The following is a 23,530-nucleotide window of genomic DNA, read 5'->3' on the forward strand; positions in this document are numbered from 1 at the left end:
CTCGTCAGCCCTTGCGGCCGTAATTCAAGAGTCCACCGCTCGTCTTCGGCGGATGGGCGCGCAAGGCTTCCTCATTGGGTTCAGTGCCCCAGCCGGGCCGGTCCGGCACGACCAGATAGCCGTTCTCGATCTCCGGCTCATGGGTGAAGAGCTCGCGGTCCCAGGCGAGGCGATCGATGTCGATCTCCATGATGCGCAGGTTCGGAACGGCGGCGCAGAAATGCGCGTTCGTCATCGAGCAGAGATGGCCATAGAAATTGTGCGGGGCGACGTTGACCTCGAAAGCCTCCGCGGCGGCCGCGATCTTCATCGATTGCCAGACGCCGTTCCAGGGCGTGTCGATGATTGCGACGTCCATGGCCTGGGCCTGGAAATAGGGCAGGAATTCGCGCAAGGAGAGCAGCGTCTCGCAGGAGGAGATCGGATGCGGGCTCTGCCTGCGGATATAGCCGAGCGCTTCCGGATTGAAGCTGTCGATCTCGACCCAGAACATGTCGATGTCGGCAATCGTGCGCAGGATCTTTAAGTAACCTTCGGTCTTGGCGTTGAAGTTGCAGTCGAGCAGGATGTCGACGTCGGGGCCAGCGCCGTCGCGGATCGCTTCCAGATGCATGTGCAGGTCGCGCAGGATCTTGCGGTCGACGTTGATCTCGGGCGCGAAGGGCGAGCCGAAGCCGGGGCGCCAGCCGGTCGGCTTGCCGTCGTTATAGGAAAAGATGTTGGTCTTGAGCGCGGTGAACTTCTTCTCGCGCACCTCGCGTCCCATCGCCTTGACGCCGTCGAGGTTTTCGATCGCCGGCTTGTACCAGGACGGGTGATTGATCCGCCATGTGGCGCAATGCGACCAGTAGACCCTGATGCGGTCGCGAAGCTTGCCGCCGAGCAGCTCGTAACAGGGCACGCCCAGGCACTTCGCCTTGGCATCGAGCAGCGCATTCTCGATCGCACCGAGCGCTTGCGCCACCACGCCGCCGGCTGCGGGGCGCGTGGCGGCGAACAATTCGGCGTAAATGCGCTCGTGTTGGAAAACGTTCTGCCCGATGACGCGGGCAGAAAGGCGCTGGATGGCAGCCCCGACGCCGGGCGAGCCAAAACCCTCGTCGAACTCGCTCCAACCGACGATGCCGTCTTCGGTCGTCAGCTTGACGAAATGATAGTTTCTCCAGCCGGCATCGCAGGCGAGGATTTCGAGGCTTGTTGCTTTTGATTTGGTCATGACGCTCCCTGTCGCCCGGCCGGGCCTTTTTTTGCGGCCCGATCCCAGGCCGGGCCCTGACGGCATTGTTAGGGCAACAGACGACCGGCGTGAAGGGCGCAGTGATGCAGGCCCGAGCGCTGCAAGCGGCGCTCTCGGCTGTCTCGTCAGCCAATCACCGACGAGCCGAGCAAGGCGAGGACGGCCAGCGCCATCAGCGCGGTGCCGAGCCAGCCCAGCGCGATCAGCCATGGCTTTGCCCTGAAGCGGCCCATGATCGCGCGGCTCGAGACGATCAGCATCATCATCGCCATGATAGGGACGGCGACGATGCCGTTCAGCACCGCGCTCCACACCAGCATGTGGATGGAGTCGATCCCCGTGAAGCCGAGGCCGAAGCCGATCAGGGTCGCCGCGGCGATGATGGTGTAGAAGCCGGCCGCTTCGTCCGGCTTGGCCTCCAGCGTGGCGTGCCAGCCGAAAATCTCCGCAACGCCGTAAGCGGCCGAGCCCGCCAGCACCGGGATCGCGAGCAGACCCGTGCCGATGATGCCGAGCGCGAACAATGCGAAGGTGAAGTCCCCGGCGAGCGGTCGCAGCGCTTCGGCCGCTTGCGTCGCCGAATCGATGTTGGTGATGCCGTTGGCGTGCAGCACCGACGCGGTGGTGAGAATGATGAAGAAGGCGATGCCGTTGGACAGCAGCATGCCGGAGATGGTGTCGGTCTTGATGCGGTCGAGCTCCGGACGGCCGCCACGCTTGAGCTCGCGCAGCGGCTTGTCGCGCGTCCCCTGGTTCATTTCCTCGACCTCCTGCGAGGCCTGCCAGAAGAACAGATAGGGGCTGATCGTGGTGCCGAGCACGGCGACGACCATGAGGAAATAATCGGCGCTGACATTGGCCTTGGGCCACACCGCGGCGAGCAGCGCCGTGCTCCAGGGGATCTCTACGGTGAAGGCGGTCGCGACATAGGCGAACAGCGCCAGGGTGAGAAATTTCAGCACCGGCGAATAGCGGCGATAGGGCAGGAAGATCTGCAGCAGGGTCGAGCCCGCCGCGAAGATCAGCGCATGCTCGTGGTTGAGCCCGCCGATCACGAGTGACAGCGCCTCGGCCATCGCGGCAATGTCGGCGGCGATGTTGAAGGTGTTGGCGGCAACGAGCATCGCGATGAGGCCCAGCACCGCCCAGCGCGGCGCGATCTGCATGACGTTGGCGGCGAGCCCCTTGCCGGTGACGCGACCGATCTGCGCGCTGACGAGCTGGATGGCGATCATGAACGGCGTGGTGAGAAACGCCGTCCACAACAGCCCGTAGCCGAATTGCGCGCCCGCCTGCGAATAGGTGGCGATGCCCGAGGGATCGTCGTCGGCAGCTCCCGTGATCAGGCCGGGCCCCAGCCGTTGCAGAAGCGACGGCGAGGATTTCGTCGGGGTAAGGGCACTGTCGCTCATGGAAGGTGGACCTCGATCGGGCGGTGTTTCCATAGCAAATGCTACGGGGGAACATCGGTTCCACGCCGCGCGGGAGATCCGTCATTTCTGAAAATGCTAATTCAACTTGACCGCCGGGCAAAACACGTGTAGATTGCCATCATCGCAAGACTTCTCGAACGTACGGTCGCGTGGGCGAGGGCCCCGCGTGCGCTGTCTTGAACGGTCGCGATGAGAGGTTTGCGCGGCCTCGCTACTTGATGCTGACGAACATGCCCCAGGCAGCCGCCAGCGCCGCGCCGGCAAAGACGATCAGCGGATTATCGCAGAACGCGCCGCCATAGGAGCACATGGTGACCCCGAACGAGCCGATCTCGTGATGGCTCGCCGAGTAGAACAGTCCCGACAGCACCAGCAATGCAGCGGCGACGTAGTACATGGCGATCTCTCCGAACCTCTCCCGATGGCGCCTGCGCAAGCAGAGCAGCGACACGCTTCAGCATGGCGCCAAGAGCTTTCATTCCGCCAAATCCGATGTGCCGGATTTGGCTAAATTTGGCGCTATTTTCCGGTTTTTCCCGACGCGGCAAGGTGGATCTCGCTAACGGAAAAAAGGCCCCGCATTGCGGGGCCTTTGTCGTATCGGGTTCGACGGAAGCTTATCGCCGCGTGCTCGCGCCGTAGAGTTCGCGCTCGCGGACGATGTCCTCCGGCGACAGCGGCGGGCTTGCGGCATCGAAGTCGGTCCAGCCGCTCTTCTGCCAGGCCGCGCTGCGGTCCTGCAGGTTCACGGCTCTCTCGTTGAGCAGCGCATCGAGGCGCGCGCGATCCTGGTCGGGCACCCGCGCGGACACCAGCGTGCCGCCGCGGCGAACGCCCTCGGCATAGCGCGAGGCCTCTTCCCTGGAGACGCCGGCTTCGGTGAGGGCGCCGACAATTCCGCCCGTGGCCGCACCGGCGGCTGCGCCGGCGGCCATCGAGGCGAGCCATCCTGCCGCGACGACCGGCCCGAGGCCGGGGATGGCGAGCAGGCCGAGGCCCGCGAGCAGTCCCGCCGCGCCGCCGAGGCCGGCGCCGATGCCGGCACCGGTGCCGGCGCCTTCGGCGCGATCGTCGACGCCGTCGCGGTCACGGTCGACCTTGCCGGAGCGTGAGCCGTACCAATTGTCCGAATTGTTGGCGACGATGCTGATGTCGGAGTGCGGCACGCCGGCTCGTTCGAGCCGGGTCACGGCGCGCTCGGCGTCGGCATACGTGTCGTAAAGGCGGGAGATGGTGGTTGTCATTTGCATGATTCCTTACTTGGCGGGGTTCACGTTGCCCTGGAAGTCCAGGCTGACGTCGGTCTTGGTGCCGGCCTTGTCGGCCTTGCCGCGCCAGACGCCCTGGTCGTCCTTGTGCAGTCCGGAGACGTTGGAATATCCGGCGCCTTCGATCCGCGATTTCGCTTGCCCCTCGGTGAAGCTGTTGCGGCCCTCGACCGGCTTGTTGGAATTGTTCTGGTCCGAGCTGTTGACGGCGTTGTTGCCCGGCCCGCTTTGCGCGGGCTGCGACTGCGCGCTTGCGGGCACGGCTGCGAGCATCAGCAAGGTTGTGGTGAGTGCGGTAAGACGTCTCATTGTTTGTTCTCCGGCGGTGAATGTGCCGGCGACAACACGTCAGATTCGAATTGGTTGCTTTGGTGCGAAGCTGCGAGTGTCGCAGCACGGTCTTGCTTCGATCGCGCTCGCGCAGGTGATGGCAGCGAGGAACGATTGCCACGATATCCCGTTTGCTCGCTTCGCCTTTGGACGGCATCGGGATCGGCCTGTCGACGATCGCGGAGGAACTTCGCCTCTGGTCGGAATGCAATTGCGGAGAAGCGCCGCGTCACTTCGCCGGCGGAGCTTCGGCTTGCGTCGTGGCGGGCTCCCAGGGTGCGGGCAGAATGACCCGGATCGGACGCGCCTCGGGGGCGCCTTGAGCAGCAGGCCGCATCTGATCCCTGGTGGGCTCGGCCAGCGCCACGGACATGAGGGCGACCAGCATCGCCAGCGACGTCGTCATGAGTCTCACATCCAGCATCGAAGCCTCCAGGGTCGTGCGTCAACACGTGCCGCGGCCGTTGGTTCGGGTCCGGATCGGGAACAAGTGGCAATATTTGAAGTTTGAACAATATAGGTCCGGATCCCCCGGGCCGCTGGAGGAGGACACGATGAAGATCAAGACCATCATTGCCGCTGCCGTATTGACCTCGTTTGCGGCGCCTGCGTTCGCGCAGTCGTTCTACGTGGTGCAGGACGTCAAGACCAAGAAGTGCACGATCACCGAGTCGAAGCCGACCACCACCGAGACGACGGTCGTCAGCGGCGACACCGTGTACAAGACGCGGTCTGAAGCCGAAGCCGGCATGAAGACGGTCAAGGTCTGCACCTCGAACTAGGGAGACAAGCGAGGCCCGTCCTTTTGCTTGGGTCGTGCCGGCCGTGATCGTTCTGGGTGGCGGCGTCTAGCTGATCGGCCACATGCCCTGAGACGACGATCGACGCCGAGCACCATCGGCACCGCGCTTTCGAGGCAGGCCGCGCAAGCGGCGAACGAAAGCCCGCGTGGAGCAATCCGCGCGGGCTTTCGACTTATGACCAGCTCAGCGGAAGAAAATGCCTGACCCGGCCAGGGACACGTCGATCCGCTTGCCCATGTCCATTTGTGGACACAAGCAGGCAGGCTATGAGCATCAAAATCCGACGAAACACGCCTGAAACAATGCTGAAACCCGATTGTCCTGAACTCCGTGCACCCGGCCCTCGACCAACGAAGCGAAAAGGAGATCATCATGATCCAGATCGGTTCGAAGGAAGAAGTCGCGTTCTTGCTGGCGCTGTTCGGCACCCACACCCAGCCGGTGCGGCGGCCGAAGCCGAAATCGCAGCAGAGGTGAGAGTAAACCCATGCCAGGTTTGGCCGAATGCCAGAGCCTGCTCCGGCTCCTGATCGCCAGGGGCGATCCCAAGGCCATCCCGCTCGCCAAGGGCGCCATCGATCAGTATCTGAACACGGCGCCGATCAGCGCCCGCGGGCGCGGCCTGCGTGTGCTCCAGCGCGACGCACTCGACCAGCATGATGTGGCGGTCGGCGTGCAGCGCTCGTTCGCCGAGACGGTGGACGCCTATATCGAGCGCAAGCTCGCGGAAGAGTAGGGGACTGCGCAAGCGGGCGCGGTCCTGGTTCGGTCAGATCGGTCCTCGTACAGGAACACGCAACGCTGCCGCATCCCGTGATGCAGTGACAATCTACGTCGCGGCGTCAACTCCCGCGTCGCGACCGCAGTCACACCATCATTGACGCGTCAGCGTCGATCGCGATTGCCGCGGCGGTGACGGCCAGGATTGCGCGGCGTCGAGCACGGCGATCTTGCGGCCCAGCTGCCACACCTCGACCTTGCCGTGCCGCGTGAACTGCCGCGCGAAGGCGAGGGCGGAATCGTCGGACGTGGCTTCGAAGGCTTCCGCTGAGCGGAAGACGCCGTTCTCGCCGACGAGATAAGCGCGATATTGATGGGTCATGTCGGCGCCCTCAGGCCGGGCGATCGCAGCCAGGCGTCGATCTGCATGGCCGTCTCGTCCTGGCGGGCCCGGCGCAGCAATATCTCGCGGTGGCGCCCCGGCGCGAGCCGGCGCGCTTCTTCGCGGCACCGCGCGGCTTCGTCCGCGAGGCGTTCGGTCAGTGTCCTGGTCTGTTTGATACGACGTCGCTTCAGCATGGCGCTGCCTCCTGGGTGGAGTGGCGGGAGCGCGATTGGCGTTCTCATCACCGATGAATGCCGAGTGTTTTGCGGTGATGGATGGAGGCTACTTTAAGCGCGGTGGCCAGTCAGTATCTTTTGATACGTCCGCAGATTAAATTTCGACGCAAAGCTGAGCCTGTTGAGCGACTTACTCAATTTGAGTGCGCGGCGATACGTGCGCTCATCTCCGCCAGCGCGTGCGCGAATGCCGCGAGCCGCTGAAGCCGCCGCCGCCAAACTTTTTCGCGACGCAAACAAAGACAAGAACGACGAGTCGGAGGCGATACGCTGAGCGATGCGCGGCAACGCCCGCGCTGGTCAGCGCGCACCACGGGCCGTTTCCTGCGTGGCCGAGATCCCATTTGCGCTCCCATCAAAACGTCGATTGACAATGTTCTCTTTTTGTTCTAGTCAATCTACATTTCAACCTCTGGGCGAACCGCCGATTATCGGCGTTGGCACCGAATTTTTCTGCGGGGCAGTCGATGAGTAGCTCGCTTCTCGCTTTTGTCTTGTTGGACGACCCGGCGACGCCGGACATGTCGGCGGTCACCGAGGTCCTTCACGCCCGGCATCCGGAATTGGCGACGGAGGCGATCGGCGACGGACGTGCGCAACAGACACAAGCAAATTCGCCGCTCATTCGTTGTGGTCGCGAGCTTGTTGCCGTCATGTCGATGCCGGCATCGATTCCGCACGACCAGGGACTATGGGCGCGCGCTGCCACCACCTGGCCGGAGAGCAAGGCGGTGGCCGCCCGGCATCGCGGTCATCTGATCGTGTCGATGCTCGGAAAGAGCGAGCAGCCGCTGGTCGCCGCGCGCGGCACGACCGCGGTCATCGGCGCGTTGATTGCCACGATGCCGGAATGTTGCGGCGTGGTGTGGACCGGCCGGGTCGTGCGGCCCGCCGATCTCTGGCTCGAAACGTCCCGGGATGCGTTCGCACCGTATCCCGACTACCCCTTCAGGCTGTGGGTCGACATTCTTCCGTTCCGGTCAGGTGCCAAGATCGGCGCGGTGACAATGGGACTGTCCGCATTCGTCGATCGTGAGATCGAGTTCGTGACCGGTAAGCTCACGCTTTCGGCGTTGTTCGACAAGGTGGCGGGACTGTCCGCGTATCTGATCGAGCATGGCAGCGTGGTGAAGGACGGCGACACCATCGGGGCAAGTGCGAGCGAGCGTATCCAGGTTCGTCACAAGAATTCCGACGCGTTTGGCGGGTTGCCGGTGTTTTACTGTGTTGATGAGGTCACGCAGTGATGGTGAGGCGCGATTCCGATCGGTACTTGCCGTCAGCTTCACTGCTCGAGATGGATCGTTTGACACGTCGGGCAAAACACTGGCAGAGTGGCATCATCAAGAGAGTTGAAGCCCGCGGGATGCCGCGGGCTTTTTGTTGGGCGATGATCTTGGTTTTCGCTGGAGCCGCCGGGGCTATGTTTGACGGAGCTCAGTTATGAGTGGTGAGAAAGCAGTTGCAGTTTCCGCGGCGAAGCAACCGAGAGTACGAAAGCGCCGCTTCTACAAGATGGGTCGCGATTCAAGGGCGGGGAGGGGGCGAGGCTTTTGGATTGAGGACGAGAGCGTCCTTCCTCCGCACAAGGTACAGCGTCTGCCGCCTTCTACGCCGCCTGTGCCTTACGTTTTTGATAAATCGAAAGGCAGTCTGCCATACGATCTTGAGCTCTGCTATTGGTGGTGGCTCATTTCAGACCGGGCCAAGGCAGTCTTCGAGCAGGTCGATCCGGAAGCCTTTGTGTTTGTGCCGTGCGACGTGCGCGTACCAAAGGGCAGCTATCATGGGCCGAACTATTGGCTCTGCGATGTCGCCCGCGTCCTCGACGCGCTGGACGAAGCGCAATCGCATTTGCAGATCGGAATTCGGGACGATATCCGCTACATGGACCATGGCAAGAAATATTACGAATTCCCTCTCAAGTACAAGCTGGTCTTCAGTGAGACTGCGATCGGTAACGCACACATCTTCCGTATGGCTCACAAGCAATCGACGGTTATATGCGATCAGGATTTCAAGGACGCTTGCAAGTCCGCGGGCTTGAGGGGAATTGACTTTGAAGACGTCTTCAAGCGCAGAGATGGAATGGAGCCTTCCTGGCAAATGGCATTCGTCCACTCATGGGCGGTTGTGCATTCTCGGAACGAAGGCCTACTTCCTTCAACTATGACCAGTTGAGGCGGGCCGACTAAAGTTAGCGGCAAAGCTCATTGGCGCGCTGCCGAATTCCCGTCGCGCGCTCGTACTTCTGCGCGCGATTGTACGTAGAACGGCGAGCCGATGGCTTGCGCGTGGGTGATGGGTCATCGCCTCGATCGTTCCGTTGACCGCTGACGATCGGACGCTCAGCCTCAGAAAATATTGCAACGTTGTTCGACGAGCGCGCGGGCTCTCCCGCGGCGGCGGCGCTCGCGCGCCTCACCCTCATTTCATCAATCCATATTCACTGAGATCCCTTTGAGAGGGGGCATGTCGATTTTTTCTGATCATCACATTATTCCATACAAATGTAAGGGCCCCTCTACGTCTAGCGGTATAGATCTGAAGACGTTTGATATCGACTCGCCCGTGAACCGAATCTATTTACCGGCAAATCGAGAGTTCGCCGCAGAATTGAAAGTGTCGCCCCATCCCGGCGGACACGTTGAGCCGTATATCCGTCTCATCTGTGACAAGCTCGATAAGATCGCAGACATCGAGAGTCCAGATGAGCAATTTGCGGAGATAAAAATTCTTATCGACGCCATGCGCGTCGGCTTCCTCAACGGCCATCTCTACACAAATATCCCTGTCGATAAAACGCGAGAGGAAGTCGTCCAATGGATCGAGAAAATCGTGGAGGACCCAAAAGCTTACCTCGGTATATACCCGGATCAATTAAGGACCGTCCGAGATATCGAACAACGAGCAGCTGCTGCAGGCCAGGACCATCTCATCAAATGGTTGCTCTATCTGGGCCATCCAGAGAGGCAGAAACTGATAGATGAGGCAATTGCTCGCGATCCTGACGTCAACCTGACTGAGCGCAATCGCCACCTGGGCGGTACGCCTTGGTCCAAGTTCGAAGTGTTCGATCCCTCATCGGACATTCTTCAAACACCCGGTTCGAGGCCACCCGACCCGCGCGACTTCCAGCCGTTGCCAGGCTACAGTTCGCCGTCTCTCGCTGGTCTGGACAAACAGGAAGGGCGAACGCGGATCGATCCCAGCTTCACAGGTGCCTTGCCGGCTTTTCCAGCGGTCGGTCGAAATGAACAACAGTTCGATCGATTGCCTCCGACGGTAGCCGCCCCATCAGACCCGTTAGTCCTCACATCGGACCCGGCGACCGGAACGTCCCTTCCATTTTACGACAACCCATTGGCGGGAGGCACATCTGTGGCGCGTGATGCCCTTCCTTGGTTGGCCGGGGCCGCTGCCGCCGGCGCAGCTGCTCCTTTCATTCCGGCTTGGCTGCTGGGCATAGGAGGCATCTTTGCACTTTCGCGCGCTGCCACTGCGGAGGAAAGCAGTCCCGGCGCGCCGATGAGCGCCGCCACTCCTAGTGGAGGGGTATTCTCGACAGGAGCGTCTGCGCACGGCACCATCGGTAATGGGCTTAACGTCGATAACGCGGCCGGCAGCCGGGGCTCAACGACGGTCGAGCCGCAGCTGGGCGGAACTTCCTGGCTGGATCTGGAGGCGCCCACCCTCACTTTTGCGGATCGGTTTGGCAACTGGGCCGGCACGCGGGCCGGCACGGTGCCTGTCACCGATGTTTCGGAAGCCGCACCGGCGCCCGCCGCAGGATCCGTCGCGCCCGAAAATGTTCGGCGCCTCGCCCAGGTCAACGAGTCCAACGCGGGCAGCGTGTTCACGTCCGGGAGTGCGCCGGTCCCGTATCTGCCTTCCACAGAATTCAACGAGCGGTTTGGCAGCTGGACCGTGCCGACCGCTGGCAACGGGCAACCGCAATCGAGCAAGCCGATCGGCACTTTCGCCGACGAGCCGAGCTACTTTATTCCGCCACCGATCTTCGGAGTGGGTGGTCCAGGCAATCCGAGCAAGGACGCCGAGGAGTGGTTCTCGCGCTGGATACGGCCGTTGTTTACGCCGGAGTGAAGGCTGACTTCGCTGCATCCTGTTCGAAATCGTTCGTTTGACTCGTCGGGAAAAACAGCGGCAGAATGTCATCATCGGGAGAGTTCAGATCAAGCCCGCGGGATGCCGCGGGCTTTCTTGCTTTGGAGCGCCGACACGTGCGCCCTACACCGCAGCCGGTCCAAACCACCGCGTCAGCGCATCCTCGAGCCCGTGCTGGCTCTCGTCCCCCACCCAGGCCACGTGCCCGTCGGGCCGCACCAGAACCGCGCCCGGCGCGGTGACGCGACCGATGACCGGAAGCTCCCACGACCCGTCATGGCTGGCGTCGACGACATCGATGCGGTCCGCCCAGGGCGCGACGTCGATGCCGCCGCGCTGGCCGAAATTGAGCAGCACGCCGCGGGCGCTGTGCAGCAGCGTGAACAGGTTCAGCCTCCGCCCTTCGACCGCCAGATCGAGATCGGGCATGCGCCGGCCGAGCAGCTTGTCGCCTTCGCCGAGATCGTAGGCGATGTCGAGCCCGCTCATCATCGCGCCGAAGCGCCGGCGCGGCTCGTCCATGGCGAGCAGCTCGGCGATCGCCTCGCGCGCGGCCTTGCGGCCGTCGTCGCCGCGCCGGAGCAGGGCGATCTGCGCCCTGGTGTTTTTTAGCACGCGCGCGGCCACCGGATGGCGCTCATCGTGGTAGCTGTCGAGCAGGCTGTCCGGCGAAAGGCCCTTGACCACCTGCGTCAGCTTCCAGCCGAGATTGACGGCGTCCTGCACACCCAGATTGAGGCCCTGTCCGCCGACGGAGTGATGGATATGTGCGGCATCGCCGGCGAGCAGCACGCGGCCCTTGCGATAGGACGCGGCCTGCCGTGCCGCGTCAGTGAAGCGGGAGATCCACGCCGGGTTCTGCATTCCGAAGTCGGTGCCGTAGACGGCAACAAGCGCATCGCTGAGATCGCGCAAGGTCGGCTGGCCGGTCGCCGCGAGCGTTGCTTCCGTCACCACGACCAGCACGCGGCCGCTCTCGGTTTTGCTGAGGCCGTGAAAGCCGAGCGCATCGTGACGCAGGCCGAACTGCGGCGCCTCGCGCATCTCGACCTCGGCCATGAGGTTGCTCAGCGTCGGTGAGGTGCCGGGGAAGTCGATGCCGGCAATCTTGCGCACCAGGCTGCGGCCGCCGTCGCAGCCGACCAGATATTTTGCGCGCAAGCGCGCGCCGCCGGACAGCGTGACGTCGAGGCCAGTCTGGTCCTGGGTGAAGCCCGTGACCTCGCGTTCCCGGTAGATCGGGACCGCGAGTTGTTCGACCCAATCGGCCAGGATGCGCTCGATGCGGGTCTGCCGCAGCTTGAGGCCGTAAGCATGCCGTGTGGGCAGATCGCTGATGTCGAGCGGGGTCCAGGCAAAGCCGGCGAGCTGGAGGATCTCCCCTTCGCGCAGGAAGCGCTCGGCGACGCCGCGCTGATCGAGCACCTCGATGGTGCGCGCGTGCAGGCCGCCGGCGCGGGTCTCGACGATCGACTGATCGGGGCGCCGCTCGACCACGGCAACGTCGACATCGGCGAGCGCGAGCTCGGCGGCCAGCATCAGCCCGGTCGGGCCGCCGCCGGCGATCACGACGGCATGGTCTCTCGGCGTTTGCCTCGCACCGTCGGCGCCCTGGGCGCTGCGGCGTGAACGGGACGTCGGAAGCAGGACAGGCATGTTGACCCCCTCGATGGGTTTGGTTGGGTCGGGGGTTCTACGGCAGGAGCGGGGACTTGAAGCAAGCCCGTTGCGCACCACATATTGAGCTGGGAGGAGAGGCTTTCTCTTCCGCGCTCGCCGCGTTGACACGTCGGGCAAAACACCGCCATAGTGGCATCATCGAAAGAATTGAGTTCAGCCCGCGCGGACGCCATCCGCTGCGGGTTTCTTATTGGCCTGTGGTCAGTGAATGCCTGCGGTTCGCTGCAGGATGTCGGCGAGTTCCTCGAACGAGAACGGCTTCCTGATCATCGGCAGGCCGCCGCGCCGGGGCTCGCGCCCCGACAATTGCAGCATCTTCAGCTCGGGGCGAAGGCGCCGCGCCAGCTCGGCCAGTTCATGACCGTCCATGCCGGGCATGTTGATGTCGGTGATGAGGACGGAAATGTCGCGGTTCTCCCCGAGCCGATCCAGTGCATCCGGGCCGCTCTTGGCGCTGATCACCTGGCAGCCGAGATCCTCGAGCATGGCCACGATCGTCTCGAGGACGGGCGGATCGTCGTCAACAACCAGGACAGTGTGGCTCATCAACGTTCCTTCCAGCGACCTCAACGCGCCTCTCGTCGGGTAAGTTCCGGCGCGCCTAATCGTCCTTGGACAAATCGCCGGGCCTAGCCGGAAGGTCGATCGTGCCGCCTTCGCCGCGCACGAGGTCGTGGCCGCCGTCGGCGCTCTCGCCGGACTCTGCGATGATGGCCAGTTCCGGGGCGCGCTCCTTGTCGCTGCGCGGCTTGATTTCGCCGTGCGGCTTCGTTTCGCTGCGCGGCTTTGTCTCGCTGCGCGGCTTGCGATCTGTCCTGGGTGTCATGACGGTCCTCCTGAGCGATCAACTTCGGCGCGGCGCATTGGTTCGTTTGACACGTCGGGCAAAACACCGGCAGAATGATATCATCGAGACGAGTTTGGTTGACCCGCGCGGATATCATCCGCCGCGGGTTTTTTCGTCTCGGTTGCAGAATCGGACGGTGGCCGCGCATCCGGCCACGCACTCGACAAACCTGGAGCGCCGATCGGCGCGCCGCCGTCCGAACCATTGCTGGCCGTGCACGCGCGAACGTGCCGGCCCGCGGCGCTGGGGCCGGTGGCCCGCGCCGCTGCGGTCTCCGGAAGACACGGAGATAGGGTTCGCGCCCGAAACGATCGCGCTTCACTAAGGCCGATCTGCCGCGCATTTTTCTTCGCATGGAGGGATGATGACCGCTTATCTGATATCGCTCGCGCTCGCGGGCCTCGTCGCAATCGTGCTGTGGGAGACGGTGTCGTGAGCGAGGAGGTCGCATGCGAGCTCGCAAGCGAGGCCTCCCGGCCGCCGGCAGCGGCCAAGACAAGGTCCGGGGCGCGTACGCCGACCGAGATCCGCTCGCTGGCGCGCAGCCACACCAGGACGGCGCTGCGGGTTCTCGTCGGCATCATGCGCAACGACGAGGCGACGCCCGCCGTGCGCCTTTCCGCGGCCAACGCCATCCTCGATCGCGGCTGGGGCAAGGCTGCACAACCGATCGAGAGCGGTGAAGAGGGCGTTGAGACGGTGCACCGGGTCGAGCGCGTCATCGTGCGCCCGGACGACGCCGGCGGCGGCGATACGGATCCCAAGGCGTGAGCCGCCGGACAACTCAGGCTGCGAAATCCAGCGCGAGGCGTCGGTCAGACATTGGCAGAATGGAAGCGCCGAAGTAAGTCGGACCAGCTCGCGCAGGACAGCAACGACGCCTTTCATGAAATTCTGCACAAGCGCGTCCTTGAATCGGCGGAATCGTTCGTGATTCAGATGAGGCCGTCCGACGTTGCGGGGGAGCGGCCAATGTGGGTGAGAGAACCGCGGTCACTGCGACCGCTGCTGACGGTCCCATCGTCTCGCAGATGAGCAATTGACGGCGGCGGAGTTCGGTCATGGACACTGAGCAACTCATACGCGCGATCCCTGCGATCAATAATGTCTCGACGGCCGCCTCAATCGTATGCGTGCTTCCAACATACTTCCTTCGTCTTCAGCCGAGGACTTATCGGCTCGTCCTGTCCTTGGGTATCATTTTCGGTCTGTCGACGTTGGCGGTTGCAGTCGCAACGATCTTCTGGCCGACTCCGCGTCAATTTGATCGATGGATTATCCTGGTTCAGGTCGTTGCGTTTTCGCCGCTCGTCGTTGTCCTCATCGCGATCCTCGCAAGCGTGGCTCACGTGACCCGTGTCGGCTTATGGAGCACGGTGGTTCTGGCTTGCGTCATCCTCGATTGGATTGGGATCTTCGCGCTTTTCTTCGCTCTTTCGTAGGGTCCACTTCAGCCGACTTGGACAATCCATATCAACCAAGAAGATTAAGAGACCACCATGGCCAGCAAGCTGCCGTCCTATAGCCAGGACAATCTGTCTCTGGTCGGTGAGATGACCTCTGAGATCGCTGCTGCGGCAGCGAGGTACGGAGTGTCAGCCGAAGCGATCGCCGGAGCTTTGGCTCAGGAGCTATCTGACCAAACAACCTCCCTGACGAATTACGGAAAGAGAGTCGTCTCTGCGGCTTCCGCGCATACATTTCTCAACTGGATGCTCCTCAAGGGCATGGCAAGGAATCCCTTTCACCCCACGCAAGGAGCCTCGATCGGTACAACGCCGATCCGAATGCGATGACGGTCGGGCAGGATCTTGGGAAGAAGGTCGACAATCCGCTGCTTGTCGATTATGGCCCTGCTGGAATGAAATTCCAGAATGCCATTCGGGCGATTCTCAATAATCCCGATGATCCAGCCTTCGCTCGGTATGTAAAGGACATGTATTCGGCCGGTGTTGCTTTGCAGAACGGCGGCGACCCCCCGTCGGGCAAAACACTGGCAGAATGGCATCATCGAATTCGAGTTGGTTCAGCCCGCGCCGAGCAATGGCCGCGGGTTTTTCGTTTCGATGATCTAGTTCTTGCTCGGCTTGCCGGCCCGGCGCTGCCCGGCATAGGCGCGTTGCACCTGGTCGCTGCAATAGGACAGCTTTCGGCCATCGCCGGTGAAGTGTCCGTCCTTGATGATCCAGAGGACGACGGTCTTGTCGTCGATCTTCTTGAACATCAGGTTCTCGCGGTCCGGAGTGGTGTCCACATTCTGTACGCTGACGGCATCCGCGCCTGAAGCCGGCCGCAATGTACAATCGGCGCCGATCCTGACGGTGTCGGGAAGCTGAACCCGAGTCTTTTCGATGTTGCAGATGTTCGAGGCCGTCGTGATCGACTTTCCGGAGAACGTAACGACCGTGTCGTTGAACTTCGCACAGCGCTCCTCAAAGTCGGGGCCGGCCGCCGCGTAGACGCCGTCCCGCGGGTGAGCGTCTTTCAGAGCTTGCTCCAGGTCGGCCTTCTGCTTCGCCTCCACCTTGGCTCTCAGCGTGGCTTCGGCAAGCGCGCGCTGGGTCCTGAGAGGGCAGTAGGCCCCACGCCAGGGAGCGTCCTTGAGCTTTCCATTCAGGCTCTTCTGAACGGAGATCGCCACCGGTTTGATGGGAGCCGTCTGGCTCGGCGTCAAGGTCGTGCTGGGTAAGTGAGGCTCCGGCCATGTCGCCGTGCGACGGAGCGAATTTGTCTCTCGTCGATGGATACGTCATGTACAGAATTCGTATTGTCGATGCGTCTGATGACGACGTTGCCGACACCTTGGCCGATCTGCATCGGCTGACGTTTTTCGATGCTGCGGCAATGCCCCAGTTCGACCTTGGAGCGTGGTGGCTGGCCTATCGCGGTAATGACGCAGTCGCCTTTGCCGGTGTCGTGCCGTCGACGCATGTCCGAAATAGCGGCTACTTCTCCAGGGTCGGAGTCTTGCGGCGGCATTGGGGGCACGGCCTTCAAGTCAGGCTGATGCGAGCGATCGAGGCGAGGGGACGCCGCATTGGATGGGACAGTGTGGTTTCGGATACAACGGACAATCCCGTGTCTGCCAATAACTTTATTCAGGCAGGCTATCGGCTTTATGAGCCCGAAACGCCTTGGGCCTGGTCGCATACGCTTTACTGGCGAAAATGGCTGCGCTGAGCGGGCGGGGTGCGTTTCCCGTGATGCGGAACATGGCCTGCAATGGCTCATCAGAAGTGCGGCGCAGCCTATGCGCAGGATAGCGAGAAGCCCGGCAGCCCGATGGCTGCCGGGCTTCTTTTGCGTCTATACGCAATGCAGGTGAGGCACTTGCGAAGTTGGCGGCGGCGGGCTTTAAGTTTGCTATTGCAGGAAATTCGGCGGCCATAAGCCGATGTAAGGGAGCGCCATCGATGCCGACCAAACCTCAATTGCCGGAACGTGCGCCGCGGGCGACGGGAGGGCGGAGTGCGCTCGAAGGTCTCTTGGTCATAGATTTCACGCGTGTCGTCGCCGGACCGGCCTGCACGCAGACGCTTGCCGATTTTGGCGCGGATGTCATCAAGATCGAGAATCCCGACGGCGGCGACGACACGCGCGCCTATGAGCACGCGGAAATCGGCGGCGAAAGCGCCGCCTATCTCAGCCTGAACCGCAACAAGCGCGGCATTGCGCTCGACCTTTCCGTACCGGAAGCCCGCGAGATCGCGCTGGATCTGATCTGCAAGGCGGACGTCGTCGTGGAGAATTTCTCGAGCGGGGTCATGAAGAAGTTCGGACTCGACTATGAGTCGGTCGCGCCGCTCAATCCACGGCTGGTCTATTGCTCGATCTCCGCCTACGGCCGCTCCGGACCGTTCGCCTCGCGTCCCGGCTTCGATCCCATCACGCAGGCGGAGAGCGGCTTCATGTCGCTCAACGGATTCGCCGACGGCCCGGCGGTTCGCACCGGCCCGCCCATCGTGGACATGGCGACGGGGATGTCCGCCTGTAACGCCGTCCTGCTGGCGCTGCTCGCGCGCGACAGGCTCGGCCGCGGACAACATGTCGAAGTCGCTCTGTTCGACGTCGCGATGGGAATGACCGGCTTCTACGGCATGGCCTATCTCATCAACGGCGAAAATCCCGGCCGGTTCGGCAATTCGCCCAGCGGGTCTCCAACCGTCGGCGTCTATGAGGCCTCCGACGGGCCACTCTATATGGCCTGCGCCAATGATCGGCTCTATCGTCGGCTCGTGGTCGAGGTATTGAACCGGCCAGATCTCATCACCGATCCCAAGTTTGCCACGCGCAAGGCTCGTTCCGAGAACAAGGAGCTCTTGCGCGCAGCCATCGCCGAGGTCTTCGCCAGCGATACGCTCGAGAACTGGATGGCGAAGATGAAGCAGGCCAATATTCCGGTCGGGTATCTCCGGACGGTCGAGGAGGGGTTCAATGCGCCCGAGGCTCGCGAGCGCCAGCGCTTGAACCGGATTCGGCATCCGACGGCGGAATGGGTGCCCAACATCGAGCCCCCGATTAGCATGAGCCTGACCGGCACAGTCGATCCCGTTGCCGCGCCGCTGTTAGGCGAGCATACCGAGGACGTCTTGCGCACTGTTCTCGGTTGTGACGAGCGCCGGATCGCCGAATTGACCCAGAAGGGAGTCTTTGGCGCGAGCAAATCCTCGACGGGCTAGGCCCCGCGGTCGGCCCCCATGGCACCATCCTCCGGTTTGCGGGCCGGTGCGGGCTGCATGGCTTGATTTGGCGATAGGGCGGCCGCATAAATATGTGAAAGCGAGGGACACAAATGGCGCCTGGTCGAAAGCCGAGCATGGATCAGCCGACCGGCCCGGAAGCCGGCGAGCGCGCCCACGCGGAAATGATCGCGAAGGCTGGGGCTCTCGTGCCGCATCTACGCGAGCGGGCGGCGAGGACGGAGGAGCTGCGGCATCTCCCGCCGGAAACCGAGAGGGATCTCCACGATGCCGGCCTGTTCCGAATGCTGCAACCGGCACGGATTGGCGGCGCGGAGCTTGACTATGTTGCCCTCGTCGACTGCGCCGAGTTGCTTGGAGAAGCGGATGCATCGGTCGCCTGGAATCTCGCCAATCTGGCGAGCCATCACTGGATGCTCGGCATGTTCGAGCAGAAGGCGCAGGATCTGGTCTGGGGCCGTGATCCGGACGTGCTGATCGCATCCTCGTTCATTTTTCCCGCCGGACGCGCTACGCGGGTGGAGGGCGGATACCAGCTGCGTGGCAGCTGGCCGTTCTCCTCCGGCGTTGCCTCGTGTGAATGGAATATGCTGGCAAGCGTTGTGTACTCCGAAGACGAGGCGGACGGCATCGAGTATCGAATCTTTCTGCTGCCCAAGGGCGACTACAACGTGCTGGACACCTGGAATGTTGCGGGATTGCGCGGGACGGGGTCTTGCGACGTGGAGGTCAGGGACGCCTTCGTGGCCGACTATATGACGGTCGCTGTCGGCGATCTCGCCGGCGGCCCGACGCCGGGAAGCAGGGCTAATCCGAATCCGCTGTATGCGCTGCCTGTGTTCTCGTTGTTCCCATACGTCCTCTCGGGCGTTGCGCTGGGGAATGCGCAGGCATGCCTCGACGATTACATCGAGGTCGCACGTCATCGTATTTCGACTTACAACCGCGCCAAGCTGAGCGATTTTCAGAGCACCCAGATCAAGATCGCGGACGCCTCGGCGAAGATCGACGCCGCACGCCTGATCATGCGGTCGGCATGCCTCGATGCCATGGAGGACGCGCGGCGCGGTCACATCCCTGATATGGCGACCAAGACCCGATATCGGCGCGATGGCTCCTTTTCTGTGAACTTGTGCACGGACGCGGTCTCGATGCTGTTTGCCGCGAGTGGGGCGCGCGGCCTGTTCACGAGCGGCGTGTTGCAGCGTCAGTTCCGCGATGCGCACGCGATCAACTCGCATCTCGCCTTCAACTTCGATGCGGCCGGAACCAATTATGGACGTGTGGCGCTGGGCCTGCCGTCCGAGAATCTGACGCTGTGAGGCCGGCCGATGAATGATCAGCCGCAGCAGCCCCGCGTTCCCGATCCCGCCAACGAGTTCGCGAGCGACAGCTCGTCGATCGATCCTCGCGACTTTCGCAATGCGCTCGGAACCTTTGCAACGGGCGTAACGATCATCACGGCCGCGGCACCTGACGGCAAGCCCTACGGCTTGACCTGCAATTCGTTCGCCTCCGTCTCGCTGAATCCTCCGCTGGTGCTGTGGAGTCTCGTCGTCTATTCCTCGAGCCTGACCATCTTCCAGAACGCCAGCCATTTCACGGTCAACGTGCTTGGCGCTTCACAGCAGGCTCTTGCGAGCAAATTCGCCAAGTCCTCGGACGACAAGTTCACTGGTGTGGACTGGACTCCGGGCCTCGGCGGGGCGCCGGTGCTTGCCGAAGGCGTCGCCAACTTTCAATGCCGGTCCGTGAATCGCTATTATGGCGGTGACCACGTGATCTTTCTCGGCGCGGTCGAGGCCTATACCTACAACGCGACCGAGCCGCTGCTCTTCGCGCGGGGGGCATTTGGCCGATTTCTCGCGGACGACGAGCGGAAGAAGTCACCCTAATCGGCTTCGGGTCGCGCTCGACAGCTCAGCGCTTTGTTGCTGAAAGCTTGTAAATCTCCAGCGCGTCCGCTTCCGCGCCATGCGCGGCCTTGGCCAGCCGGAAAAGTTGTCCCGCAAGCGAAGCCATCGGCACCGGCGTCGACGTTGCCTGTGCGACGTCGGCAACCGTATCGAGATCCTTGAGCATCGTGGCAATGTGACCAAGGGGTGGTGAGTGAATGCCTTGCAACATCCTCGGCACGAACAGCTGAAGCGGAATGGAGTCCGCGAAGCCGCCGGCGAGCGCTTCGGGCAGGCGATTGGCATCAATCCCGGCGTTGACGGCGAGGCGCGAGGCTTCTGCCAGCACGGCCATCGCGCATCCGACGATCACCTGGTTGCAGAGCTTCGTGGTCTGGCCGGCGCCGGTCGGGCCCATGTGGGTGAGCCTGCGCGCCATGGCCGCCACGTAGGGCCGGACTCGCTCGATATCGTCTGCTTCTCCGCCGGCCATAATCGCAAGCGAGCCTTCCTCGGCGCCCTTCGTCCCGCCGGAAACCGGCGCATCGATCCAGCCCGCACCATTGGCGTCCTTCAGTCGCTTCGCGAGCTCGCGCGCGGCGTCCGGATGTATCGACGAGAAATCGACGACAAGCTTGCCTGCGCCGGGCGCCGCTGCCAGCCCTTCCGGCCCGAAGATCACCTCCTCGACGGCCGTTGCATCCGTCACGCACATGAAGGCGATATCCGAGTTTACCAGGAGATCGCAAGGCGTGGCTGCGCGCTTGGCACCGGCTTCGACGAGCGGAGCCACCTTGCCCTCCGAGCGGTTCCAGACCGCCACCTGATGGCCGGCCTTGAGCAAGCGCCGGGCCATCGGCGTTCCCATCAAACCGAGGCCGAGATAGCCAAGCCTCGCGGCGCCGGGCGAGTTTGTCCTGCTCGCATCAGCCATAGGTTGCCTCCTTCTGTCGCAGCGCGACGCCGGCCTATCATACATTGCGCGTTGGACGGCAGAACCGCCCGGCTCGCATGGCTTGCCTGAATGTTTGAACCATGAAACATTTGAGCCGGTCGGGTTGAGTGGCGCCCATCGGCGCCGGAGCAGCGGAGTGGGCACGATGCGAACCGTTTCGAAGTGGATCCTGGCTTTGGGGGCGGCGGCCGCCGCGAGCGCGGGGGTTAGCCCGTCATGGGCGCAACAGACGATCCGCGTCGGCTGGACCATCCCAGCCGAGGAATCCAAGTACTGGATGATGCGCCGCCCGGCTGAATTTCCCAATATCGGCAAGGCCTACAACATCGAATGGACCCAATTCCAGGGTACCGCGCCGATGACGCAGGCCTTGGCAGCCGGCGCGCTGGACTGCGCGACGCAGGCACCGCTGTCGCTTGCCAACGGCGTGGTTGGCGGCAATCTCAAAGCCTACATCGTGGCCCAGCACGTGTTCGAGAAGCCCGGCGGTTTCTCGGTCTATTGGGCCGTCAAGGATGACTCGCCCATCAAGACCATCGCCGATCTCAAGGGCAAGACGGTCGGCATTTCCGTGATCGGCGGCGGGACCCAGGGTCCGTTCAATCTGCTCCTGAAGCAGAATGGCGTCGATCCAGCCAAGGATATCAAGCTGGTCGAGGTCGGTTTCGCGGTCTCCGAGGACGCGCTGCGCCAGGGCCGCGTCGATGCGGTCAACATGAACCAGCCGTTTGCCGCGCGCGCGGAGGCAAAGGGCGGCACGAGGAAGCTCTTCGCTCTGTCGGAGGCCATGCCGAACATCGTGCATATTCTGGAAGCCTGCCGCGCCGATTTCGTCGACAAGAACCCTGAATTGGTCAAGACGTATGTTCGCGACATCACCTCGGGCATGAAGAAGGCGCTGGCGAACCGCGAAGAGACTCTCAAGGTCGTCAACGAAGTGCTGAAGGCGCCTATTCCGGTGCTCGAGACCTACCTGCTCAAGGACAATGATTTCGGCCGTGATCCAGGCGCGGCGCCGAACTTCCCGGCGATCCAGAAGATGCTGGATATCTACGCCGAGACCGGGATGCTGCCGAAACTGGATGTCACGCAGCTCAAGCATCCGACGATCGTCGCTCCGCTGGAGTAGGCGAGCCAACGATCCGGACAGGGATCTAGCCGCGTCCCGGATCCGGGATGGCGTACAATGAAGATGCACGCATGAAGAAGCTGCGATCGCGAGTGACGACAGACGGCCTCGACCGGGCCCCGCATCGGGCCTTCATGCGCGCCATGGGGCTCGACGACGCAGCGATTGCGAAGCCGATGGTGGGCATCGTCAGCATGAAGGGCGAGCAGACGCCCTGCAACATGACCCACGACTTTCAGGTGGCTGCGGCCAAAACCGGCATCGAGGAATCCGGCGGCACGCCGCGCGAATTCTCGACCGTGTCGGTTTCTGACGGCATCAGCATGAACCACGAGGGCATGAAGTTCTCGCTGTTTTCGCGTGAGCTGATCGCCGACTCGATCGAAGCTGTGGTCCATGGTCTGGCCTACGACGCGCTGATCGGATACGGCGGATGCGACAAGACGCTTCCGGGCGTGATGATGGGCATGGTTCGCTGCAACGTGCCGTCCATCTTCATCTATGGCGGCAGCTCGCTGCCGGGCCGCGTCGACGGGCGCACGCTGACGGTGCTCGATTCCTATGAGGCTGTCGGTAGCTTCATGACCGGCGAGATCGACGGTGCCACGCTCGAGCGGATCGAGCGTGCCTGCCTGCCGACCATCGGCGCGTGCGCCGGTCAATTCACCGCGAACACAATGGGCATGGTCTCGGAGGCGATGGGGCTGACCATCCCGAACGTCTCGATGGTGCCCGGCGTCTATGCCGAGCGCGCGCAGATCTCGCGACGGGCGGGACGCCTGATCATGCAGATGCTGGAACGCGGCGGGCCATTGCCGCGCGACATCGTGACGCGGAAGTCCCTCGAAAACGGCGCGGCGATCGTTGCGGCGACGGGAGGCTCGACCAACGCCGCACTGCATCTGCCGGCGATTGCGAACGAGGCCGGCATTGCATTCACGATCGATGACGTAGGCGAGGTCTTTGCAAGGACGCCGTTGATTGGAAACCTGCGGCCGGGCGGCAAATACACGGCAAAGGATGTCTATGATATTGGCGGCGCGGCCGTGGTGATCCGCGAGCTGATCCAAAGCGGTCACATCGATGGCAGCTGCATCACCATCACCGGCCGCACGCTTGCTGAAGAATACGGCACGGCCAACGCACCGGACGGAGAGGTGGTCTACGCGGCTCGTGCGCCGATCATGCCTGACGGCGGGGTTGCAGTGCTGAAGGGAAATCTCTGTCCCGATGGCGCGGTGATCAAGGTTGCCGGCCTGAAGAGCCAGTTCTTCGAAGGCGTGGCGCGCGTGTTCGAGGATGAAGAAGCCTGCGTCAAGGCGGTTCGGGATCGCACTTATGCGGCCGGCGAGGTTCTCGTCATCCGCAATGAGGGGCCGGTCGGCGGACCCGGCATGCGCGAGATGCTCGGCGTCACCGCACTGATCTATGGGCAGGGCATGGGCGAAAAGGTGGCGCTGATCACCGATGGCCGGTTCTCCGGCGCCACCCGCGGCATGTGCATCGGCTACGTGGCCCCGGAAGCATTTGTCGGCGGTCCGCTGGCGCTCGTTCGCGACGGCGACAGGATCCGGATCGACGCCGCCAACCGGCGGATGGATGTCCTGCTCGATGACCAGGAATTCGCCGCGCGGCGACGCGATTGGAAGCAGCGTCCGCCGCGCCATCGTGCAGGGGCACTTGCGAAATATGCGCGGCTGGTTGGGCAGGCGCCGGGCGGAGCCGTGACGCATGAAGGCCCCGCAGAATGGCCGTGGTTCGAATGACGTATCGCACGGGTGCGAAAA

27 protein-coding genes are annotated in these 23,530 nt (G+C 63.0%); 14 read left to right on the plus strand and 13 right to left on the minus strand.

The features are described 5' to 3' along the window. Positions 1-4: 4 nt before the first annotated feature. From E4K64_RS01900 to E4K64_RS01925, 6 genes are all read right to left on the minus strand, one after another. Positions 5-1,216 carry a mandelate racemase/muconate lactonizing enzyme family protein gene (locus tag E4K64_RS01900; RefSeq protein WP_135161894.1) on the minus strand — a complete coding sequence of 404 codons (1,212 nt, stop codon included), beginning with the start codon at positions 1,214-1,216 and terminating at the stop codon, positions 5-7. Positions 1,217-1,362: 146 nt separating this feature from the next. After that, positions 1,363-2,649 carry an NRAMP family divalent metal transporter gene (locus E4K64_RS01905; RefSeq protein WP_135161895.1) on the minus strand — a complete coding sequence of 429 codons (1,287 nt, stop codon included), beginning with the start codon at positions 2,647-2,649 and terminating at the stop codon, positions 1,363-1,365. Between the two features lie 232 nt (positions 2,650-2,881). Beyond that, the gene (locus E4K64_RS01910) at positions 2,882-3,067 is read right to left on the minus strand and encodes a hypothetical protein (protein ID WP_135161896.1); all 186 of its coding nucleotides are present in this window, start codon (positions 3,065-3,067) and stop codon (positions 2,882-2,884) included. A gap of 220 nt (positions 3,068-3,287) precedes the next feature. Further along, the gene (locus tag E4K64_RS01915) at positions 3,288-3,914 is read right to left on the minus strand and encodes a general stress protein (protein WP_135161897.1); all 627 of its coding nucleotides are present in this window, start codon (positions 3,912-3,914) and stop codon (positions 3,288-3,290) included. Positions 3,915-3,926: 12 nt separating this feature from the next. Continuing rightward, complete coding sequence (locus E4K64_RS01920) at positions 3,927-4,247, minus strand: hypothetical protein (RefSeq protein WP_135161898.1); 321 nt, start codon at positions 4,245-4,247, stop codon at positions 3,927-3,929. Between the two features lie 250 nt (positions 4,248-4,497). Then, the gene (locus E4K64_RS01925) at positions 4,498-4,692 is read right to left on the minus strand and encodes a hypothetical protein (protein ID WP_135161899.1); all 195 of its coding nucleotides are present in this window, start codon (positions 4,690-4,692) and stop codon (positions 4,498-4,500) included. A 130-nt stretch (positions 4,693-4,822) separates the two neighbouring features. On the opposite strand from E4K64_RS01925, the gene E4K64_RS01930 reads away from it, so the two are divergent. Beyond that, a complete protein-coding gene (locus E4K64_RS01930; protein ID WP_135161900.1) occupies positions 4,823-5,050 on the plus strand; it encodes a hypothetical protein in 228 nt (75 codons plus the stop codon). Positions 5,051-5,558: 508 nt separating this feature from the next. After that, positions 5,559-5,807: a hypothetical protein gene (locus tag E4K64_RS01940; protein WP_126255649.1), complete on the plus strand. Its 249-nt coding sequence runs from the start codon at positions 5,559-5,561 to the stop codon at positions 5,805-5,807. A gap of 138 nt (positions 5,808-5,945) precedes the next feature. Here E4K64_RS01940 and E4K64_RS01945 read toward each other — a convergent pair whose 3' ends face one another. Beyond that, the gene (locus E4K64_RS01945) at positions 5,946-6,173 is read right to left on the minus strand and encodes a hypothetical protein (RefSeq protein ID WP_135161902.1); all 228 of its coding nucleotides are present in this window, start codon (positions 6,171-6,173) and stop codon (positions 5,946-5,948) included. After that, a complete protein-coding gene (locus tag E4K64_RS01950; protein ID WP_126255651.1) occupies positions 6,170-6,370 on the minus strand; it encodes a hypothetical protein in 201 nt (66 codons plus the stop codon). Before E4K64_RS01950 ends, E4K64_RS01945 begins: the two co-directional genes overlap by 4 nt. Before the next feature lie 509 nt (positions 6,371-6,879). Here E4K64_RS01950 and E4K64_RS01955 point away from each other — a divergent pair. From E4K64_RS01955 to E4K64_RS01965, 3 genes are all read left to right on the plus strand, one after another. Next, positions 6,880-7,659, plus strand: a complete 780-nt coding sequence (locus E4K64_RS01955; protein ID WP_135161903.1) for a DUF4261 domain-containing protein — start codon at positions 6,880-6,882, stop codon at positions 7,657-7,659. Positions 7,660-7,855: 196 nt separating this feature from the next. Next, the gene (locus E4K64_RS01960; protein ID WP_135161904.1) at positions 7,856-8,593 is read left to right on the plus strand and encodes an imm11 family protein; all 738 of its coding nucleotides are present in this window, start codon (positions 7,856-7,858) and stop codon (positions 8,591-8,593) included. A gap of 291 nt (positions 8,594-8,884) precedes the next feature. Beyond that, positions 8,885-10,516 (plus strand): AHH domain-containing protein, encoded by a 1,632-nt coding sequence (locus E4K64_RS01965; RefSeq protein WP_135161905.1) that lies wholly within the window; start codon positions 8,885-8,887, stop codon positions 10,514-10,516. Between the two features lie 144 nt (positions 10,517-10,660). On the opposite strand, the gene E4K64_RS01970 is transcribed toward E4K64_RS01965, so the two are convergent. From E4K64_RS01970 to E4K64_RS01980, 3 genes are all read right to left on the minus strand, one after another. Beyond that, entirely contained in the window at positions 10,661-12,193 is a 1,533-nt protein-coding gene (locus tag E4K64_RS01970; RefSeq protein ID WP_135161906.1) for an FAD-dependent monooxygenase, read from the minus strand. Positions 12,194-12,418: 225 nt separating this feature from the next. After that, the gene (locus E4K64_RS01975) at positions 12,419-12,763 is read right to left on the minus strand and encodes a response regulator (RefSeq protein WP_135161907.1); all 345 of its coding nucleotides are present in this window, start codon (positions 12,761-12,763) and stop codon (positions 12,419-12,421) included. A 55-nt stretch (positions 12,764-12,818) separates the two neighbouring features. Further along, positions 12,819-13,043: a hypothetical protein gene (locus tag E4K64_RS01980; RefSeq protein WP_135161908.1), complete on the minus strand. Its 225-nt coding sequence runs from the start codon at positions 13,041-13,043 to the stop codon at positions 12,819-12,821. Positions 13,044-13,496: 453 nt separating this feature from the next. Here E4K64_RS01980 and E4K64_RS01985 point away from each other — a divergent pair, with 453 nt between their 5' ends. The 3 genes from E4K64_RS01985 (at position 13,497) to E4K64_RS01995 (ending at position 14,860) form a co-directional block, all read left to right on the plus strand. Then, positions 13,497-13,835, plus strand: a complete 339-nt coding sequence (locus E4K64_RS01985; protein WP_135161909.1) for a hypothetical protein — start codon at positions 13,497-13,499, stop codon at positions 13,833-13,835. A 290-nt stretch (positions 13,836-14,125) separates the two neighbouring features. After that, positions 14,126-14,506 (plus strand): hypothetical protein, encoded by a 381-nt coding sequence (locus E4K64_RS01990; RefSeq protein WP_167771750.1) that lies wholly within the window; start codon positions 14,126-14,128, stop codon positions 14,504-14,506. A gap of 57 nt (positions 14,507-14,563) precedes the next feature. Further along, complete coding sequence (locus tag E4K64_RS01995) at positions 14,564-14,860, plus strand: hypothetical protein (protein ID WP_135161910.1); 297 nt, start codon at positions 14,564-14,566, stop codon at positions 14,858-14,860. A 275-nt stretch (positions 14,861-15,135) separates the two neighbouring features. Here the strand turns inward: E4K64_RS01995 and E4K64_RS02000 are convergent, their stop codons facing one another. Further along, positions 15,136-15,705, minus strand: a complete 570-nt coding sequence (locus E4K64_RS02000; protein WP_167771751.1) for a hypothetical protein — start codon at positions 15,703-15,705, stop codon at positions 15,136-15,138. Between the two features lie 110 nt (positions 15,706-15,815). Between E4K64_RS02000 and E4K64_RS02005 the strand changes: the two genes are divergently transcribed. The 4 genes from E4K64_RS02005 (at position 15,816) to E4K64_RS02020 (ending at position 19,659) form a co-directional block, all read left to right on the plus strand. After that, the gene (locus E4K64_RS02005; RefSeq protein ID WP_135161912.1) at positions 15,816-16,244 is read left to right on the plus strand and encodes a GNAT family N-acetyltransferase; all 429 of its coding nucleotides are present in this window, start codon (positions 15,816-15,818) and stop codon (positions 16,242-16,244) included. Between the two features lie 233 nt (positions 16,245-16,477). Further along, positions 16,478-17,743, plus strand: coding sequence for a CaiB/BaiF CoA transferase family protein (locus E4K64_RS02010; protein WP_167771752.1), 1,266 nt, complete (start codon positions 16,478-16,480; stop codon positions 17,741-17,743). A gap of 137 nt (positions 17,744-17,880) precedes the next feature. Beyond that, the gene (locus E4K64_RS02015) at positions 17,881-19,086 is read left to right on the plus strand and encodes an acyl-CoA dehydrogenase family protein (protein ID WP_235884479.1); all 1,206 of its coding nucleotides are present in this window, start codon (positions 17,881-17,883) and stop codon (positions 19,084-19,086) included. A 9-nt stretch (positions 19,087-19,095) separates the two neighbouring features. After that, positions 19,096-19,659, plus strand: coding sequence for a flavin reductase family protein (locus tag E4K64_RS02020; RefSeq protein ID WP_126255662.1), 564 nt, complete (start codon positions 19,096-19,098; stop codon positions 19,657-19,659). 25 nt (positions 19,660-19,684) lie between these two features. On the opposite strand, the gene E4K64_RS02025 is transcribed toward E4K64_RS02020, so the two are convergent. Further along, positions 19,685-20,593 carry an NAD(P)-dependent oxidoreductase gene (locus E4K64_RS02025; RefSeq protein WP_167771753.1) on the minus strand — a complete coding sequence of 303 codons (909 nt, stop codon included), beginning with the start codon at positions 20,591-20,593 and terminating at the stop codon, positions 19,685-19,687. Between the two features lie 166 nt (positions 20,594-20,759). Between E4K64_RS02025 and E4K64_RS02030 the strand changes: the two genes are divergently transcribed. Together E4K64_RS02030 and ilvD are read left to right on the plus strand one after the other, a co-directional pair. Continuing rightward, positions 20,760-21,743, plus strand: a complete 984-nt coding sequence (locus tag E4K64_RS02030) for an ABC transporter substrate-binding protein (protein WP_164718373.1) — start codon at positions 20,760-20,762, stop codon at positions 21,741-21,743. Positions 21,744-21,814: 71 nt separating this feature from the next. Beyond that, positions 21,815-23,509, plus strand: a complete 1,695-nt coding sequence (gene ilvD / locus E4K64_RS02035; protein WP_135161917.1) for a dihydroxy-acid dehydratase — start codon at positions 21,815-21,817, stop codon at positions 23,507-23,509. Positions 23,510-23,530: the final 21 nt, after the last annotated feature.

It is taken from the genome of Bradyrhizobium frederickii, from assembly GCF_004570865.1.
Classification (GTDB): Bacteria; Pseudomonadota; Alphaproteobacteria; order Rhizobiales; family Xanthobacteraceae; genus Bradyrhizobium; species Bradyrhizobium frederickii.

Excerpts from the sequence above, each read along its gene's own strand:
- E4K64_RS01900 (WP_135161894.1), bottom strand. The coding sequence starts at position 1,216 with ATGACCAAATCAAAAGCAACAAGCCTCGAAATCCTCGCCTGCGATGCC.
- E4K64_RS01905 (WP_135161895.1), bottom strand. The coding sequence starts at position 2,649 with ATGAGCGACAGTGCCCTTACCCCGACGAAATCCTCGCCGTCGCTTCTG.
- E4K64_RS01910 (WP_135161896.1), bottom strand. The coding sequence starts at position 3,067 with ATGTACTACGTCGCCGCTGCATTGCTGGTGCTGTCGGGACTGTTCTAC.
- E4K64_RS01915 (WP_135161897.1), bottom strand. The coding sequence starts at position 3,914 with ATGACAACCACCATCTCCCGCCTTTACGACACGTATGCCGACGCCGAG.
- E4K64_RS01920 (WP_135161898.1), bottom strand. The coding sequence starts at position 4,247 with ATGAGACGTCTTACCGCACTCACCACAACCTTGCTGATGCTCGCAGCC.
- E4K64_RS01925 (WP_135161899.1), bottom strand. The coding sequence starts at position 4,692 with ATGCTGGATGTGAGACTCATGACGACGTCGCTGGCGATGCTGGTCGCC.
- E4K64_RS01930 (WP_135161900.1), top strand. The coding sequence starts at position 4,823 with ATGAAGATCAAGACCATCATTGCCGCTGCCGTATTGACCTCGTTTGCG.
- E4K64_RS01940 (WP_126255649.1), top strand. The coding sequence starts at position 5,559 with ATGCCAGGTTTGGCCGAATGCCAGAGCCTGCTCCGGCTCCTGATCGCC.
- E4K64_RS01945 (WP_135161902.1), bottom strand. The coding sequence starts at position 6,173 with ATGACCCATCAATATCGCGCTTATCTCGTCGGCGAGAACGGCGTCTTC.
- E4K64_RS01950 (WP_126255651.1), bottom strand. The coding sequence starts at position 6,370 with ATGCTGAAGCGACGTCGTATCAAACAGACCAGGACACTGACCGAACGC.
- E4K64_RS01955 (WP_135161903.1), top strand. The coding sequence starts at position 6,880 with ATGAGTAGCTCGCTTCTCGCTTTTGTCTTGTTGGACGACCCGGCGACG.
- E4K64_RS01960 (WP_135161904.1), top strand. The coding sequence starts at position 7,856 with ATGAGTGGTGAGAAAGCAGTTGCAGTTTCCGCGGCGAAGCAACCGAGA.
- E4K64_RS01965 (WP_135161905.1), top strand. The coding sequence starts at position 8,885 with ATGTCGATTTTTTCTGATCATCACATTATTCCATACAAATGTAAGGGC.
- E4K64_RS01970 (WP_135161906.1), bottom strand. The coding sequence starts at position 12,193 with ATGCCTGTCCTGCTTCCGACGTCCCGTTCACGCCGCAGCGCCCAGGGC.
- E4K64_RS01975 (WP_135161907.1), bottom strand. The coding sequence starts at position 12,763 with ATGAGCCACACTGTCCTGGTTGTTGACGACGATCCGCCCGTCCTCGAG.
- E4K64_RS01980 (WP_135161908.1), bottom strand. The coding sequence starts at position 13,043 with ATGACACCCAGGACAGATCGCAAGCCGCGCAGCGAGACAAAGCCGCGC.
- E4K64_RS01990 (WP_167771750.1), top strand. The coding sequence starts at position 14,126 with ATGGACACTGAGCAACTCATACGCGCGATCCCTGCGATCAATAATGTC.
- E4K64_RS01995 (WP_135161910.1), top strand. The coding sequence starts at position 14,564 with ATGGCCAGCAAGCTGCCGTCCTATAGCCAGGACAATCTGTCTCTGGTC.
- E4K64_RS02005 (WP_135161912.1), top strand. The coding sequence starts at position 15,816 with ATGTACAGAATTCGTATTGTCGATGCGTCTGATGACGACGTTGCCGAC.
- E4K64_RS02010 (WP_167771752.1), top strand. The coding sequence starts at position 16,478 with ATGCCGACCAAACCTCAATTGCCGGAACGTGCGCCGCGGGCGACGGGA.
- E4K64_RS02015 (WP_235884479.1), top strand. The coding sequence starts at position 17,881 with ATGGATCAGCCGACCGGCCCGGAAGCCGGCGAGCGCGCCCACGCGGAA.
- E4K64_RS02020 (WP_126255662.1), top strand. The coding sequence starts at position 19,096 with ATGAATGATCAGCCGCAGCAGCCCCGCGTTCCCGATCCCGCCAACGAG.
- E4K64_RS02025 (WP_167771753.1), bottom strand. The coding sequence starts at position 20,593 with ATGGCTGATGCGAGCAGGACAAACTCGCCCGGCGCCGCGAGGCTTGGC.
- E4K64_RS02030 (WP_164718373.1), top strand. The coding sequence starts at position 20,760 with ATGCGAACCGTTTCGAAGTGGATCCTGGCTTTGGGGGCGGCGGCCGCC.
- ilvD (WP_135161917.1), top strand. The coding sequence starts at position 21,815 with ATGAAGAAGCTGCGATCGCGAGTGACGACAGACGGCCTCGACCGGGCC.